We start from the raw sequence: 16243 nt of genomic DNA, 5'->3' as shown, positions 1-16243 counted from the left end.
GCCCGCGCTTTGACAGGACCCGGCGCCGCACAGCTACTCCATATTGGTCCGGCCGCGCCCTATACTCCCTCGAAAATACGAGGGAGCCTGGATCCGTGCGACGCTGGAATGGCTGGGGTGACGACGCCGAGCACAACCCCCTGGGCGAAGATGCCCTGGCGTTCCTGAAGGAACGCGTGGGCGAGACCCGGCCCAACCGCGATGCCAGCCTGGAGCAGGCGCTGGCGCAGGTGCCGGCCAGCCGCCTGCCGCAGTCCACCGTGTTCGGCACCGACGCGCGCCTGCGCATGCTGCACGCCCGCGGCCAGAGCTTCCCGGACTGGATCGCGATGAAGAGCGGCCGCTTCGGTCCCGTGGCCGATGGCGTGGCGTTGCCCTCCAGCCACGACGAAGCGGCCGAGGCCCTGGCCGAGGCCCAGAGGCTGGGCGCGCTGGTGATTCCCTACGGCGGCGGCACCAGCGTGGCGGGGCACCTCGACGTGCCGGCCGGCGACCGTCCCGTGGTCAACATCTCGCTGGAGCGCATGAACCGGCTGGTGGACGTGGATGCCGAATGCCAGCTCGCGCGCATCGGCGCCGGCACGCCGGGGCCGATGGTGGAAGCGCAGCTCGCGCGCTACGGCTTCCTGCTCGGGCATTTCCCGCAGTCCTACGAATACTCCACGGTCGGCGGCTGGGTGGTGACCCGCTCCTCCGGCCAGCAGTCCTACCGCTACGGCCGCATCGAGCAGATGTTCGCCGCCGGCCGCCTGGCGACGCCGCGCGGCGAGCTGCGCGTCGGCGGCCACCCGGCATCCTCCGCCGGCCCGGACCTGCGCGAGGCCGTGCTGGGATCGGAAGGCCGCTTCGGCCTGCTGACCGACGTCACCGTCCGGGTGCGGCCGCTGCCGCAGCAGGAGAGCTTCCATTCGGTGTTCTTCCCGAGCTGGGACGCGGGCCTGCAGGCGGTGCGCGCCATCGTCCAGGCCGACGTGCCGCTGTCGATGCTGCGCATGTCCAACGAGGTGGAGACCGAGACGCAGCTGCGCCTGGCCGGCCACCCCGAGATGATCAAGTGGCTGCAGCGCTACCTCGGCGTGCGTGGCATCGGGCCAGGGCAGTGCATGCTGGTGTTCGGCGTCACCGGCACCCTGGCCGAGGCGCGGCGCATGCGTCGCGACGCGCTGGCCATCGCCAAGCGTCACCGCGGCGTGCATGTCGGCAAGACCATCGGCAAGGGCTGGGCCAAGAACCGCTTCCGCGGTCCCTACCTGCGCAATTCCCTGTGGGAGGCCGGCTATTCGGCCGACACGGTCGAGACCGCGATCAACTGGAACCGCGCCACGCCGATGATGCGGGCGATCGAGCAGGCGGCGCACGACGTGCTCGGGGCGCAGGGCGAGCGCGTCCACGCCTTCACCCACCTGTCGCATGTCTACCGCCAGGGCTGCAGCATCTACTCCACCCTGGTGTTCCGTTCCACCGGCACGCCGGAGGCGGACTACGAGCGTTGGCAGAAGCTCAAGACCCGGCTGTCGGAAACCATCGTCGCCCAGGGCGGTACCATCAGCCACCAGCACGGCGTGGGCCGTGACCACGCACCGTACCTGCCGGCGGAGAAGGGCGAACTGGGCATGGACCTGATCCGCGCGATGGCGCGCGAGTTCGATCCCGCCGGCATCATGAACCCTGGGAAGCTGTTCGCATGAAGCTGTCGCGCACCGGTTTTGCCGTGGTCTACCAGTGGCGCATCAAGGCCGGCATGGAGCCGCAGTTCCGTTCCGCCTGGGAGGACCTTACCGCCTGGATGCAGGAAAAGCGCGGCGCCCTGGGCTCCCGCCTGCACCGTACCGACAACGGCACCGTGGTCGCCTACGCGCAGTGGCCCGACCAGCAGACCTGGGAGAAGTCCTGCGCCCTGCACGAGCAGGACAGCGAGTTCTCGCAGCGCCTGCTCGACGCGGTGGAGGAGACCTGGTCGCCGATGTTCCTGACCACGGTATCCGACCGCCTGGTGCCGGAGCAGACGCAACTGGACCTGCCGCGTGACGCGAAGCATTGAGTCGTTGCCGCCGTCCTGCGATCTGGCGATCGTCGGCGGCGGCATCACCGGTGCCGGCATCTTCACCGAGGCCCTGCGCACGGGCGCCCGGGTGCTGCTGGTGGAGCAGGCCGACTTCGCCTCCGGCACCTCGGCCTGGTCCTCCAAGCTGGTGCACGGCGGACTGCGCTACCTCAAGGAAGGCCAATGGCGGCTGACGCTGGAATCCGTGCGCGAGCGCCAGCGCCTGCTGCAGGATGCGCCGGGCCTGGTCGAGGCGCAGCCCTTCCTGATGCCGGTCTACCGCGGCGCCCGGCCCGGGCGCGGCGTCCTGCGCGCCGGCCTTGCGGTCTATGACCTGATGGCGGGCCGGCTGGCCTCGCGCTGGGTGCCGCGCGACGAACTGCTGCGGATGGAGCCCGGCCTGCGCCGCGAGAACCTGCTCGGCGCCATGGCCTACGAGGACGCGCGCACCGACGACACGCGGCTGGTGCTGCGCCAGATCTTCGACGGCGTCGCCGCCGGCGGCATCGCGCTGAACTACACCCGTGCCGAACTGCGGCACGAGGGCGGCCGCGTGCGCGGCCTGCGCCTGCGTGACGTGGAGAGCGGTGACGTCCGCGACATCGACGCCGGCATGGTGATCAACGCCGCCGGCTGCTGGGCCGCGGGCCTGCCCGGTGCGCCTGCGGGGGCCCCGGCCCTGCGCCCGCTACGCGGCAGCCATTTCGTGTTCCCGGCGGCCAGGCTGCCGATCGGACGGGCCGTATCCTGGCTGCATCCGCGCGATCGCCGCCCGGTCTTTGCCTATCCCTGGGAGGGCGCGGTGCTGTTCGGTACCACCGACCTCGATCACGACGGCACGCTGGAATGGCCCGGCATGAGCCACGCCGAGTCCGCCTACCTGATCGAGGCGCTGCAGGCGCAGTTCCCGTCCCTGGGGCTGAGGGCCCGTGACGCCCTTTCGGTCTACGCGGGAGTGCGTCCGGTCGTCGCGGCCGGCGAGGGCGATCCTTCCGCGGCCTCGCGCGAGTCGGCGCTGTGGAGCGGCCCGGGGCTGGTCGGCGTCACCGGCGGCAAGCTCACCACCTTCCGCGTCACCGCCCGCCAGGTGCTGGCGGAGGCGGCGAAGCAGCAGCCGCGGCTGCGGCCCGCGCAAGAGGCGCCGGTGTTCTCCGCACCCGCGGGCGGCGGCAGCCGGCGCCTGCAGGGGCGGTTGGGCGCCGCCGCGGTGGCGCACATCGCCCGTGAATTCCCGCGCGAGGCGATGCAGGCCATCGCAGGCACGCCCTTCACCTGGGCCGAGTTGCGCTGGGCCCTGCGGCAGGAGCGCGTGCGGCACCTGGGCGACCTGCTGCTGCGCCGCACCCGGCTGGGACTGCTGCTGCCGCGCGGCGCCGAGGCCGAGCTGGAGCGCATCGGCATGCTGTGCCGCCAGGAACTGGGCTGGGATGCTGCGCGCTGGCAGGCCGAGCGCGCCGGCTGGATCGACCTGTGGCAGCTCCGGCACGCCCCGCGATGAAGCAAGCCCGCCTGCTTTCGATCGATGTCGGCACCCAGAGCGCGCGTGCCATCGTGTTCGACGCGCAAGGCCGCCTGCTGGCCAAGGCGCAGCAGGTGTTCGAGCCGACCTACGTCTCGCCGCAGCCCGGCTGGGCCGAGCAGGATCCCGAGGTCTACTGGCAAGGCGTTGCCGCCTGCTGCCGCCGGCTGTGGGGGCAGGGCGATGTCCGGCCGGAGGAGATCAGCGGCATCGCCCTGACCACGCAGCGCGCCACCGTGGTCTGCGTGGATGCCGCCGGCAAGGTGCTGCGCCCGGCGATCCTGTGGCTGGATCAGCGCCGCTGCGAGCGGCCGCCGCCGATGGGGCCGCTGTGGAACACGCTGTTCGGCCTGGCCGGCGCCACCGACCTGATCGGGCACCTGCAGGGACAGGCCGAGGCCAACTGGCTGGCGCAGCACGAGCCGGCGCTCTGGCGCGAGACCGCGAAGTTCCTGCTGCTGTCAGGCTGGCTCGGCTACCGCCTGACCGGCGAGTACGTCGATTCCGTGGGCTCGCAGGTCGGCTTCATTCCCTTCGACTACCAGCGGCTGGCCTGGGCCGGTCCGGGCGACTTCAAATGGAAGGCCCTGGCGGTGCGGCCGGAGCAGTTGCCGCGGCTCGTGGCGCCGGGCAAGCCGATGGGCGTGCTCGCCGCCCCAGCAGCGGCGGAGCTGGGCCTGCCGGCCGGCCTGCCGGTGATCGCCGCCGCCGCCGACAAGGCCTGCGAGGTGCTGGGCTGCGGCGTGCTGGAGCCGGACATCGGCCAGCTGTCCTTCGGCACCACCGCCACCATCAACACCACGCAGCGCCGCTACGTCGAGGTGCAGCGCATGCTGCCGCCGTATCCGGCCGGCCTGCCGCAGGCCTACAACACCGAGATCCAGATCTTCCGCGGCTTCTGGATGGTGAGCTGGTTCCGCCGCGAGTTCGCGCACCGCGAGGAAGCCCTGGCGGCGCAGCGCGGCGTGGCGGTGGAAGCCCTGTTCGACGAACTGGTGAAGACCGTGCCGCCGGGCTCCATGGGCCTGATGCTGCAGCCCTACTGGACCCCCGGCGTCCGCGAGCCCGGCCCCGAGGCCAAGGGCGCGATCATCGGCTTCGGTGACGTGCACACCCGCGCGCACGTCTACCGCGCGATCCTCGAAGGGCTGGTCTACGGGCTGCGGGCGGGCAGGGAGCAGATCGAGAAGCGCATCGGGCGGCGCCTGCGCCTGCTGCGCGTGGCCGGCGGCGGCTCGCAGTCCGACGAGGCCCTGCAGATCACGGCGGACGTCTTCAACCTGCCGGCCGAGCGGCCGGAGCACTACGAGACCTCGGCCCTGGGCGCGGCGATCAGCTGCGCCGTGGGGCTGGGACTGCACCCGGACTACCCGGGCGCGGTGGCCGCCATGGCCCGCATCGGCCGCCGCTTCGAGCCGCGGCCGGAGGTGGTGCAGACCTACGACGCCCTGTACCGCGAGATCTACCGCGGCATGTACCCGCGGCTGCGGCCGCTATACCGGAAAATCCGCAGGATCACGGGCTATCCGGTCTGAGGGTCGCAGGCCGCTCCTATGAAGCGTCAGGCCTTGCGCAGCAGCCGGTAGATCACCAGCAGCAGCACCGCGCCCGCGGTGGCCACGACGATGCCTTGCATGGTGAAGCCGTTGAAGCTGGCGATCCCCAGCTGGGTCCCGACCCAGCCGCCGACGAAGGCGCCGCCGACGCCGAGCAGGATGGTGATGATGAAGCCGCCCGGGTCCTTGCCCGGCAGCAGCCACTTGGCCAGCACGCCCGCGATCAGGCCCAGCACGATCCAGGACAGGATGCCCATCGTTCACTCCGTTGAAGATTGGTCTGGCCCGATTGTGGGCATGCAAAATGAACGGCGGCTGTCTGGCGCGACCCTAGTCGCAGTGTTCCCGGATGCCTGCCTGCGCTTCGGCCCGCTTCCGGTCGATCTGCTCCGGGCTCAGGTATTGCCGCTGGCCCTCCGGGCCGCTGGAGTAGTACAGGCCGGTCCCCTGGAACTGGGCACTCTGGCGCCGGGCCTGTTCGCAGCCCCGCTGCCGCTCGCGTTCCGCGGCCGCCGCCTTTTGCCGTTCCTGAGCCCGCTGTTGCAGGTCCGGCGCGGCAGGTTCCAGGGCTTCCAAGTGAGGGCTGGCGCCCGGCGAGGGCGGGGGTGGGGCCACCCGGCCGTACGCCCCTTGAGGCGGCGGGGTCTGGCTGTAGTGGACGCGGCCCTGCTCATCGACCCAGCGGTAGGCCTGGGCCCCGGCCAGGGCCGGCACCAGGAGCAGCAGGGCGGCGGCCCGGCGCATGCTCAGGGGGTCTGGCCGGCGCCGGTGGGGTCCACGTGCCAGGCCGGCGGCGGCAGGCTGCCGTTCCAGCCCTTCTTGCGGTGCTCGGCGGTGACGTGGGTGTAGATGCCGCCACGGACGTTGAACACCGCGGTCAGGCGCATGTAGCGGGGCTTGGTGGCTTTCACCAGGTCATCGAGGATCTGGTTGGTGACCGCCTCGTGGAAGCAGCCCTCGTCGCGGAAGCTCCAGATGTACATCTTCAGGGCCTTGAGCTCGACGCAGGCCTTGTCCGCCACGTACTCCAGGTACAGGGTGCCGAAGTCCGGCTGGCCGGTCTTGGGACAGAGGCAGGTGAACTCCGGGATGCGCATGCGGATGGTGAAATCGCGCTGCGGAGCCGGGTTGGGGAAGGTTTCGAGGGTCTTGCTGGGCAGGCTGGGCATGATTCAGGGGTTCCGCGGGCCGTTGTGGCCCTGTTCCGGCCAAAACCGGGAAAATGACGCTTTCCAGGGCTGCACCCCGGCCGCAATAATTTACACTACGGACTTCACTTCATAACCCACTAGAAGGCCCTCCAGGGCCGGCCCGACCATTCCATGCGACTTTCTGGCATCAAACTCGCCGGGTTCAAATCCTTTGTCGACCCGTCGAGCCTGCCCCTGCCGACGAACCTGACGGGTGTCGTCGGCCCCAACGGCTGCGGCAAGTCCAACATCATCGACGCGGTGCGCTGGGTGCTGGGCGAGACCAGCATGAAGAACCTGCGCGGCGCCGACTCCGAGGACGTGATCTTCAACGGCTCCAAGTCGCGCAAGCCCGTGGGCCGCGCCATGGTGGAGCTGATCTTCGACAACTCCGACGGCACCATCGCCGGTCCCTACGCCGCCTACGCCGAGATCTCGGTACGCCGCGAACTGACCCGCGACGGCAGCTCGCAGTACTTCCTCAACGGCCGCAAGTGCCTCAAGCGCGACGTCACGGATCTGTTCCTCGGCACGGGCCTGGGCGGCAAGAACCAGTACGCCATCATCGAGCAGGGCATGGTCTCGACGATGATCACGGCCAAGCCCGAGGAACTGCGCCAGTGGCTGGAGGAAGCCGCCGGCATCTCCAAGTACAAGGACCGCCGCAAGGAAACCGAGTCGCGCATCCGCGGCACGCGCGAGAACCTGGCGCGCCTGAACGATCTGCGCTCGGAGATCCAGCAGCGCCTGGAAGTGCTGGGCAAGCAGGCGGCCAACGCCGAGAAGTACAAGGAATTCAAGGCCGGCGAGCGCCAGCTGCGCGCCGAGATTCTGGCCCTGCGCATCCGCACGCTGCAGCAGCAGAGCGCCGGGCACGAAGCCGCCATCGCCGAGCTGGAACAGGCCCTGGAAGCTGCCCGCCTGCGCGTCAGCGAACTGTCCGACGCCCGCATCGCCGCCGAGATCGAGCAGCGCGTGCTGGCGCAGAAGCTCAATGACGAGCAAAGCCAGGTCTACGAGGCCGAGGCCGGCCTGGCGCGCCAGGAGCAGAGCCTCAACCATGCGCGCCAGCTGCAGCAGATGAAGATGCGCGAGCTGGAGCAGCTGGCCCGCCAGGTGGCGGAGCTGGAGCAGCGCCAGCAGCGCGAGCAGCAGCGCCTGCAGGATTCCGCCCGCCAGACCGCCGAGCTGGAAGACCAGGCCCAGCAGGCCGCCACGCAGGAAGAGCAGGCCCAGTCCGGCCTGATCGAGGCCGACGACGACGCCAACGCCGAGCAGAAGCGCTGGGACAGCTTTGCGCAGGACGCCGAAACGCCGCTGATGCAGACCGAGGCGGAGCGCGTGCGCGTGCAGCAGCTGGAGCGCGCGCGCTTCCAGGCCGACGAGCGCTACAAGCGCCTGGAGGCCGAGCACGGTGCCATCAACCTGGGCCCGATCCAGGCCAGCCTCGCCGATGCCGACAATGAGCTGCGCCTGCTGGGCGAGGAGATCGAGGTGGCGCAGGAGCGCCTGCAGACCCTCGACACCGACCTGCAGACGCTGCGCGAGGACCGCACCCAGACCGAGAACGCCCTGCATGAATCGCGGCAGATCCTGCAGAGCGCGCGCGGCCGCGTGGCCTCGCTGGAGACCCTGCAGCAGGCCGCGCTGCGCCAGGACGATGCCGAGCTGAACCAATGGCTGCGCCAGCACCAGCTCGCCGAGGCGCCGCGCCTGGCCAGCGCCCTGCAGGTGGAGGGAGGCTGGGAAACCGCCGTGGAGCAGGTGCTGGAAGGCCTGCTGCAGGCGCCGCTGCTGCCGGACTTCGCCGCGCGCCTGCGCGGCATCGGCGAATCGCCCAAGGCCGGCGTCGCCCTGCTGAACCAGGCCGGCGGCAGCGCCAGCGTGGGGCTGGGCGCCAAGGTCAGCGGCCCGCAGGCGGTGCTGGACCTGCTGTCGACGGTGCAGGTCGCCCACAACCCGGGCGAGGCCGAGGCCATGGCCCAGACCCTGGGGCCGGCCGAGTCGGTGATCACGCCGGACGGCGTCTGGCGCGGCCGCAACTGGATCCGCTATCCCAAGCGCGGCGAGGGCAACAGCGGTGTCATCGCCCGCGGCCAGCTGCTCAAGCAGCTCAAGGCCCAGGTCGAGGAACAGACCGCCGCCGTGCAGGAGCACGAGGCCCGCCTCGGCGAGCTGCACCAGCGCATCCGCACCCTGGAAACCGAGCGCCGCGAGCTGTCCGGCAAGTTCGACCAGTCGCGCAACCGCCAGGCCCAGAAGCTGGCCTTCCGCCAGGCCCAGGCCGTGCGCCTGGAGCAGGCGCAGGGCCGCCAGTCGGCGCTGGCGCAGGAACTCGAAACCCTGCGCGAGCAGCGCGAGCTGCAGAACAGCGAACTGGAGGAATCCCGCACCCGGCTGGTGTCGCTGGAGGACGTGGCGCAGCAGTTGCGCAACCAGCGTGCCGAGATGCAGCAGACCCTGGCGCGCAAGCGCGACCTGGTGCAGCGTGCCCGCGTGGTGCTGCAGCAGACCCAGGCGGCGCGCAACCAGCTGCAGGTGCGCATCGCCAGCCAGGCCTCCTCGGTCGCCGCCCTGGAGCAGAGCATCCAGGACCTGGCCGCCAACCGCGAGCGCCTGATCGAGCGCAAGGCCGAGGAAGAGGCCCGCGCCGGCGAGCTGGACGCCCCGCTGGCCGAGCAGGTGGAGGGCGTGGAAGCCGCCCGCGCCGCCGTGGACGCGGCGCGCGAGAAGCTGCGCGAGGCGCGGCTGCAGGTCGAGCAGATGGACAAGTCGCTGACCGAGACCATCCAGACCTCGCGCAACGCCGAGTCCGCCAAGGACGAGGCGGTGGAGAGGCTGCAGCAGGCCAAGCTGGAGTTCGAGAACCTGCGCGCCCACCGCGAGAGCCTGGACGAGCAGTTCGTCGAGACCGGCTTCAACCGCGAGGAGCTGTTCGCCGGCCTGGCCGAGGACGCCGAGCTGCAGGGCTGGGAGGAGAAGCTGGCCTCGATCCTGCGCCGCATCGACCGCCTGGGCGCGATCAACCTGGCCGCCATCCAGGAACTGGAAGAGGCGCAGCAGCGTTCACAGTACCTGGCCGACCAGCACGCCGACCTGCATGGCGCCCTGGAAACCCTGGAGGAGGCGATCCGCAAGATGGACGCCGAGACCAAGGAGCTGTTCAAGCAGACCTTCGATCGCGTGGATTCGGTGTTCCGCGACCGCTTCCCCAAGCTGTTCGGCGGGGGCGAGGCCTACCTGGAGCTGACCGGCGACGACCTGCTCGACGCCGGCGTGCGCGTCATGGCCCGCCCGCCGGGCAAGCGCAACAGCTCGATCCAGCTGCTGTCGGGCGGCGAGAAGGCGATGACCGCGGTGGCGCTGCTGCTGGCCCTGTTCCAGCTCAACCCCGCGCCGTTCTGCCTGATGGACGAGGTCGATGCCCCGCTGGACGACGCCAACGTCGGCCGCTTCTGCGAGATCGTCCGTGAGATGTCGCAAGGCGTTCAATTCATTATCATTACCCATAACAAGATCACCATGGAGCTGGCCAAGCAGCTGCACGGCGTGACCATGCAGGAGCCGGGCGTCTCGCGCCTGGTGAGCGTGGACATCGACCAGGCAGTGGAAATGACGGCCAGCAACCCAGCCGAGACCGAGAAAGCCGAATGAGCGTGTTGCAGTGGGCACTGCTGATCGTGGGAGCGGCCGCCGTCATCGCGGTCTACGTCATCAGCCGGCGCAGCAATCGCCTGCCCAAGGACTGGGAGCCGCCGTCCGCACGGGGTAACGTGCCGCGCGGCGTCCCCGGCCTGCCGGGCAAGCCGGGCTCCGACCAGATGGACATGTTCGCCCAGGGGTCCAGGGGCGGCGAGTTCGACGAATTCGGCGTGGGCAAGCCGCGCAAGCGCGCCGAGCCGGGGCTGTTCGGCGAGGCCGAGGAACCGGCCGCCGCGCCGGCCGCCCCCAAGGTGGAGGAGAAGATCGTCACGCTGCTGATCGCCGAGCGCGAGGGCACCGCCATCTTCGGGCCCAAGATCCACCTGGCGCTGCAGGCCCAGGGCCTGGCCTTCGGCGAGCACCGCATCTACCACCGCCAGCAGGGCGGCAAGACCGTGTTCTCGGTGGCCAGCCTGGTCAAGCCGGGCTTGCTGGACCCGGCCGAGCAGCAGGGCTTCTCCACGCCGGGCCTGACCGTGTTCATGCTGCTGCCGGGGCCGGCCAAGCCGGGCGCCGCGCTGCAGGACATGATCTCCACGGCGCAGTCCTTGGCCAATGCGCTCAATGCCGAGGTCTTCGACGCCAGCCGCCAGCCGCTGACGCCGGACAACGCGCGCACGCTGAAGGCGGACGTCGGCGCCTGGGCGCAGCGCAACGGCATCGCGCTCTGACATTCCCGTGAGCGAAGGACCGCTCCAGCGCGCCGCCGAACTGCGGCGGCTGCTGCAGGAACACAACTACCGCTACTACGTCCTCGACCAGCCGAGCATTCCGGACAGCGAGTACGACGGCCTGTTCCGCGAACTGCAGGCCCTGGAGGCGGCGAACCCGGAGTTGCGCACGCCCGACTCGCCGACGCAGCGCGTGGGCGGCGTGGCCAGCAGCGCCTTCGCGCAGGTGCGCCACCGCGTGCCGATGCTGTCGCTCAACAACTGCTTCAGCGAAGAGGAACTGGGCGACTTCGACCGCCGCGTGCGCGAGGGCCTGGGCCGCAGCCGGGTTGCCTATGCGGCCGAGCCGAAGCTCGACGGCCTCGCGGTGAGCCTGGTCTACGAGGACGGCGTGTTCGCCCGCGGCGCCACCCGCGGCGACGGCGAGACCGGCGAGGACATCAGCGACAACCTGCGCACCATCAAGCGCATCCCGCTGCGCCTGCGCGGCGACAGCCGCGGCACCGTGGAAGTGCGCGGCGAGGTCTACCTGCCGCATGAAGGCTTCCGCCGCATGAACGAGGAAGCCGCGGCGCAGGGCGAGAAGCTCTACGTCAACCCGCGCAACGCCGCCGCCGGCAGCCTGCGCCAACTCGACTCCACGATCACCGCGAAACGCCCGCTGGCGTTCTATGCCTACAGCATCGCCCAGGGCCAGCCGCCTTCGGTGCGCAGCCACATGGACATGCTGCAGCAGCTGCGCGACTGGGGTTTCCCGGTGTCCGACCTGGTGCGCCTTGTCGAAGGTGTCGAGGGCTGCATGGCGTACTACCTCGAGATCGGCGGCAGGCGGGCCTCGCTGCCTTTCGACATCGACGGCGTGGTCTACAAGCTCGATGATCTCGCCGGCCGCGAGGAACTGGGCTTCGTCTCGCGTGCGCCGCGCTGGGCGGTGGCGCACAAGTACCCGGCCGAAGAAGCGCAGACCCTGCTGGAGAACGTCGACTTCCAGGTCGGCCGCACCGGCGTGCTGACGCCCACCGCGCGCCTGCGCACGGTCTTCGTCGGTGGCGCCAACGTCTCCAACGCGACCCTGCACAACATGGACGAGGTGGCGCGCAAGGACGTGCGCATCGGCGACACGGTGATCGTGCGTCGCGCCGGCGACGTGATTCCCGAGGTCAAGGAAGTGGTGCTGTCCCTGCGCCCGGCGGATGCGCGTCCCGTCCGGATGCCCGACACGTGCCCGGTCTGCGGCTCGGAGGTACGGCGCGATCCCGAGGGCGTGGCCTACCGCTGCATCGGCCGCCTGGTCTGCAAGGCGCAGCTCAAGCAGGCGCTGCAGCACTTCGTCTCGCGCAAGGCGGCGGACATCGACGGCATCGGCGAGGCGCTGATCTCCGAGCTGGTGGACCGCGAGCGCCTGCGCACGCCGGCCGACCTGTTCACGCTGCAGGTCGCGGATATCGCGGTGCTGTACAAGTCCGCCGAGGTGGCGCCGGCCAAGATGATCGAGGCCATCGCGGCGCGCCGCGAGCTGGCCCTGCCGCGCCTGGTCTATGCGCTCGGCATTCCGTCCGTCGGCGAGACCACGGCCAAGGACCTGGCCAGGCACCTGGGCAGCTTCGCGCGCATCCGCGAGGCGCTGCCGGAGGTGCTGACCCTGGTGGACGGCGTGGGCGCCGCCGCCGCCGAGGAGATCCGCTCCTTCTTCGCCGACGCGCACAACGCCGGGGCGGTGGACGCGCTGCTGGCACAGCTGACGATCACCGGCGAGCACCCCGTCTCGGCCGAGATCGCGGACCGCTGCTCGCTGGGCCTGCTGCTGGCGCAGCAGCAGGTCAAGGGCCTGGGCCCGGTGAAGGCGGAGAAGCTCACCGCCGGACTGGACAGCGTGGCCGGGCTGCTGGCCCGCATCGACGACGGTCCGGCGCTGGCGAAGCTGCTGGACGAAAGGACCGCCGCCGCCGTGCAGGCGCACTTCGCCGACTCCGAGAGGCGTCAGGAGCTGCTGAAGCTGGAAGCGCAGTTCCTGGGGTTCGGCCTGATCGGCGCCGGGGCACCACGCGCGGCTGCTGCCGGCGGGCCCTTGTCGGGCAAGACCTTCGTCATCACCGGCACGCTGCCGGTGGGGCGCGACGAGGCGGCCGCGCAGATCGAAGCGGCCGGCGGCAAGGTCAGCGGCTCGGTTTCCGCCAAGACCGACTTCCTGCTGGCCGGCGAGGCCGCCGGCTCCAAGCTGGCCAAGGCCGAGAAGCTGGGGGTCACCGTACTGGACTATGCGGCCCTGCAACGCATGATCAATGGAGAGGGCTGATGGACCTTGACTCGAACCGCCTGCTGCACGCCCTGGCGGAACGTCCCTGGGTATCGACGATCGGCATCCTGGCCGGCGCGGCGCTGCTGGTGGTGGTGATGCACGTGCTGGCGCGCGGCCTCAACGATGGCCGCCATCCCTGGCAGCAGCGGCTGCGCGCGCGCCTCGGTATCCCGGCCGACAAGAAGTTCCACGAGATCAAGTGGCTGCTGCTGACGGCGCACTTCTTCCTGTGGCAGTGGGTGGCCTACCTGCTGATGCACGCCTGGGGCTGGCACGACGAGAGCGAGGAACTGCTGCGGACGCTGTTCTCCAAGGGCTTCATGGTCGGCGGCGTGCGCATCGTGATCGGCAAGCTGCTGGCCGGCATGCTGATGTTCCTGGCGCTGTTCACCTTCACCCGCTGGCTGCGCCGCAAGCTGGAGCGCGACTGGCTGGTGCGCGCCGGCGTGGAGCCGAGCACGCGCGACACCGTGGCGACGCTGTTCGGCTACATCACCTTCATCATCGCCGTGCTAGTGGGCCTGTCCTACGCCGGCCTGGACCTGAGCAAGCTGGCGATCGTGGCCGGCGCCTTGTCGGTGGGCATCGGCTTCGGCCTGCAGAACATCGTCAGCAACTTCGTCTCCGGCCTGATCCTGCTGTTCGAGCGCCCGATCCGTACCGGCGACTTCATCAATGTCAGCGGCAGCGAGGGCATCGTGCGCAAGATGCGCATCCGCGCCACCGAGATCGAGACCGGCGACCGCGAGACGATCATCGTGCCGAACTCCAACCTGCTGTCGAATCCGGTGCGCAACCGCAGCCTGCGCACGCGCATGGGCCGTGTGGTGCTCAACGTCGGCGTCGCCTACGGCAGCGATCCGGAACTGGTCCGCAAGCTCCTGAAGGAAGTGGCCGCGAAGCACCCGGCGGTGCGCGGGGAAGGGGCCGTGCTGTTCACCAACTTCGGCGCCAGCTCGCTGGATTTCGAGCTGTCCGCACCGATCATCGACAGCGATGCCAAGGGCAGCGTGGCCAGCGACCTGCGTTTTGCCATCGTCTCGGCCTTCAAGCAGGCCAACGTCGAGATGCCGTTCCCGCAGCAGGATGTCTACATCCGCTCGCTGCCCGACGGCGCGCTGGCACCAAGGCAGGCCGACTGACGGGGCTATCGGACAGGGAATCCACGAGCATGCCTGTGTTGGGCACTTGCTGGATTCTTCCACGGCAACGAAAAGCCCGGCATATGCCGGGCTTTTGCGTTGGCCCCGCAGCCTGAAACGCATCATCGGTTCGTGCAGGTGCTACCCGACTTCCAAGGTGTGTCGAGCTGTATCGGCAACCCGACTCATTCGTCACGTTGCGACTACGGCGAGACTAGGCTTAACTCGGCGGACGCTTCCATAAACGGACCGGACCATGCGCAAGGGACTGCCGCAGCGCCTGCAGGGCATCGTAGGCTTTTTCTTCCTGGCATTGCTCGCATTTGGCGGCTTGGCATATGCCCCTTCGGCGGAGGCGACCTGCAGCGCGCCCACGTTTGTTCCCCTGCCAGCCAACCCCACCAAGTTCCGCGTCTACGCCCAGTGCGACAACCAGGCGGATGCGCTCGCTGGCTGCGTTGCGTTCTTCAACGGTATTGGTCAGCAAAACCCCAATTGCAGGAAGCTCTCGAATAGCGAGTACGCGTACTACGAGGCGGGCTGGTATAGCGACCTGAACACGAACATCGAGTCGTACCTGCTGACATATCAGTACTGTCCCTCTGCCACCACGGCGAACTGGCGATACGAACAAGACAAGCTCATCGTCTATCGCACCGCCAGCATCACGTCCGCGACTTGCCCGGCACCGCCGCCCGACCTGACGGTGGCCCAGAACAGCAGCGGCTGCGAAGCACCGAAGCCCGCCGGCTGGGTCTCGGAGCAGCAAGCCAATCCGGTCAACTGCACCAACGGCCTCAAGGATCAGCAGGAAACCGACTACCGGAGCGCGGATTTCAGCTTCAGCCGCAGCTACTTCGGCAAGCCGGCAGGCTGGGATGATCTTCCGGACCTGGCTTGGCGCGCCTCTCGTCCCACGCTGTCCATTAGCCATGTCCTGAGTTACCAGGTTGCTGTCTTCAGCTATGGTCAGATGCGGCGAGTGTTCATCCGTAGCCTGGGCGGCACCACTTGGCAGCGCAACCGCTACGATGACGGCGCCCTGCTTCATGTCAGCGGACTGCCGGTCTACAAGCTGCCTTCCGGCGTGCAGTTCGAGTTTGATGCACAAAGCCGCTTGAGCGCCCGGGTCGAGGCCGATGGGCGCCGCACCACCATCGCCTACAGCAGTGGCAATGCCTATGGCGGAACTACCGAAACACACACCACCGCCAACGGTCGCAGCTATACCGCCGACTTCGACATTGCCAACCAGTTGCGCCGCTTCACCGACGCCGCTGGACAGCACACCGACTATGCCTGGGATGCGCAGGGACGCCTGGTATCCACGACCTATCCGGATGACACGCCCGCGGATTCCACCGATGACCCGGTCCGGCAGTACCTGTATGAAGACCCGGTCCTTCCCAATGCCCTCACCGGCATCGTCGATGAGAACGGCGACCGCTACGCCACCTACGCCTATGACGGCCAGGGTCGCGCGGTGCTGAGCGAGCATGCCGGCGGCGCGCGGCGCCACACCTTTGAATACCTGAGCGGCAACACTACGCGGGTTCGCCAGTACCAGGATGCCACGCGTTACACCGAGAGCCTGGTCACCTATGTCACTCCCTCCAACAAGCGCCGCCAGATCAGCTCGGTCGCCTACAGCGCCTGCCCCGACTGCAGCCTGACCAACAACACGGAGAGCTACGGATACGACAGCAATGGTTGGCCGGCCAGTCGCATCGACCGACGAGGCGTGCTGACGGAGTACGTCTACAACAACAGCATCGGCCGCGAAACTAGCCGCATCGAAGCCAAGGGCTCGGCCCAGGAACGCAGCATCACCACCAACTGGAACGCCAGTTGGACGCTGCCGTCTTCCATCGTCGAGCCTGGCAAGACGCGCAGCTACAGCTACAACAGCAAGGGCCAGACCACTTCGGCCAGCGTCAACACCAGCGATGGCAATCGCACCACGAACTACACCTGGACCGGCGTCAACCTGACGTACGTCAACGGTCCTCGCACCGACGTCGGCGACATCAGCAGCTTCGCCTATGACGGCCAGAACAACCTGAGTCAGGTGACCAACGCCCTGGGGCAGGTCACGCAGATCACCGACCACGACGCGCACG

11 protein-coding genes and 2 pseudogenes are annotated in these 16243 nt (G+C 69.4%); 9 read left to right on the top strand and 4 right to left on the bottom strand.

Features of this window, described 5'->3' with window-relative positions; translation table 11 throughout:
• Positions 1-95: 95 nt before the first annotated feature.
• Genes C3942_RS15510 through C3942_RS15495 form a run of 4 tightly spaced genes read left to right on the top strand, consistent with a single transcriptional unit; the run spans position 96 to position 5098 of the window.
• A complete protein-coding gene (locus C3942_RS15510) occupies positions 96-1688 on the top strand; it encodes an FAD-binding oxidoreductase (protein WP_104231277.1) in 1593 nt (530 codons plus the stop codon).
• Positions 1685-2041 (top strand): putative quinol monooxygenase, encoded by a 357-nt coding sequence (locus C3942_RS15505; RefSeq protein ID WP_104231276.1) that lies wholly within the window; start codon positions 1685-1687, stop codon positions 2039-2041. Before C3942_RS15510 ends, C3942_RS15505 begins: the two co-directional genes overlap by 4 nt.
• Positions 2025-3542: a glycerol-3-phosphate dehydrogenase/oxidase gene (locus C3942_RS15500; protein WP_104231275.1), complete on the top strand. Its 1518-nt coding sequence runs from the start codon at positions 2025-2027 to the stop codon at positions 3540-3542. The genes C3942_RS15505 and C3942_RS15500 overlap by 17 nt, the downstream gene beginning before the upstream one ends.
• Entirely contained in the window at positions 3539-5098 is a 1560-nt protein-coding gene (locus C3942_RS15495; protein WP_104231274.1) for an FGGY-family carbohydrate kinase, read from the top strand. Before C3942_RS15500 ends, C3942_RS15495 begins: the two co-directional genes overlap by 4 nt.
• Positions 5099-5124: 26 nt before the next feature.
• On the opposite strand, the gene C3942_RS15490 is transcribed toward C3942_RS15495, so the two are convergent.
• From C3942_RS15490 to queF, 4 genes and pseudogenes are all read right to left on the bottom strand, one after another.
• Positions 5125-5376, bottom strand: a complete 252-nt coding sequence (locus C3942_RS15490; RefSeq protein WP_104231273.1) for a GlsB/YeaQ/YmgE family stress response membrane protein — start codon at positions 5374-5376, stop codon at positions 5125-5127.
• 73 nt (positions 5377-5449) lie between these two features.
• Positions 5450-5695, bottom strand: coding sequence for a hypothetical protein (locus C3942_RS22715; RefSeq protein WP_243393628.1), 246 nt, complete (start codon positions 5693-5695; stop codon positions 5450-5452).
• Between the two features lie 18 nt (positions 5696-5713).
• Positions 5714-5863, bottom strand: a pseudogene (locus C3942_RS22990) (DUF4124 domain-containing protein); the annotation flags it as partial.
• Between the two features lie 2 nt (positions 5864-5865).
• Positions 5866-6288, bottom strand: coding sequence for a preQ(1) synthase (gene queF, locus C3942_RS15480; RefSeq protein WP_104231271.1), 423 nt, complete (start codon positions 6286-6288; stop codon positions 5866-5868).
• A 153-nt stretch (positions 6289-6441) separates the two neighbouring features.
• On the opposite strand from queF, the gene smc reads away from it, so the two are divergent.
• The 5 genes and pseudogenes from smc to C3942_RS15455 form a co-directional block, all read left to right on the top strand.
• Positions 6442-9963 carry a chromosome segregation protein SMC gene (gene smc, locus C3942_RS15475; RefSeq protein WP_104231270.1) on the top strand — a complete coding sequence of 1174 codons (3522 nt, stop codon included), beginning with the start codon at positions 6442-6444 and terminating at the stop codon, positions 9961-9963.
• Complete coding sequence (locus C3942_RS15470) at positions 9960-10682, top strand: cell division protein ZipA (protein WP_104231269.1); 723 nt, start codon at positions 9960-9962, stop codon at positions 10680-10682. Before smc ends, C3942_RS15470 begins: the two co-directional genes overlap by 4 nt.
• Before the next feature lie 7 nt (positions 10683-10689).
• A complete protein-coding gene (ligA, locus tag C3942_RS15465) occupies positions 10690-12978 on the top strand; it encodes an NAD-dependent DNA ligase LigA (protein WP_104231268.1) in 2289 nt (762 codons plus the stop codon).
• Positions 12978-14123 (top strand): mechanosensitive ion channel family protein, encoded by a 1146-nt coding sequence (locus C3942_RS15460; protein WP_104231267.1) that lies wholly within the window; start codon positions 12978-12980, stop codon positions 14121-14123. The genes ligA and C3942_RS15460 overlap by 1 nt, the downstream gene beginning before the upstream one ends.
• A 256-nt stretch (positions 14124-14379) precedes the next feature.
• Positions 14380-16243: pseudogene (locus C3942_RS15455) on the top strand (hypothetical protein); the annotation flags it as partial.

The sequence above is a fragment of the Solimonas fluminis genome, assembly GCF_002930645.1.
In the GTDB taxonomy this organism is placed as follows: domain Bacteria; phylum Pseudomonadota; class Gammaproteobacteria; order Nevskiales; family Nevskiaceae; genus Solimonas_A; species Solimonas_A fluminis.
This window is presented reverse-complemented; position numbering and strand designations above follow the sequence as displayed.

Coding starts and splice junctions, on each gene's coding strand:
- queF (WP_104231271.1), bottom strand. CDS start 6,288: ATGCCCAGCCTGCCCAGCAAGACCCTCGAAACCTTCCCCAACCCGGCT.
- smc (WP_104231270.1), top strand. CDS start 6,442: ATGCGACTTTCTGGCATCAAACTCGCCGGGTTCAAATCCTTTGTCGAC.
- C3942_RS15470 (WP_104231269.1), top strand. CDS start 9,960: ATGAGCGTGTTGCAGTGGGCACTGCTGATCGTGGGAGCGGCCGCCGTC.
- C3942_RS15460 (WP_104231267.1), top strand. CDS start 12,978: ATGGACCTTGACTCGAACCGCCTGCTGCACGCCCTGGCGGAACGTCCC.
- C3942_RS15505 (WP_104231276.1), top strand. CDS start 1,685: ATGAAGCTGTCGCGCACCGGTTTTGCCGTGGTCTACCAGTGGCGCATC.
- C3942_RS15495 (WP_104231274.1), top strand. CDS start 3,539: ATGAAGCAAGCCCGCCTGCTTTCGATCGATGTCGGCACCCAGAGCGCG.
- C3942_RS15490 (WP_104231273.1), bottom strand. CDS start 5,376: ATGGGCATCCTGTCCTGGATCGTGCTGGGCCTGATCGCGGGCGTGCTG.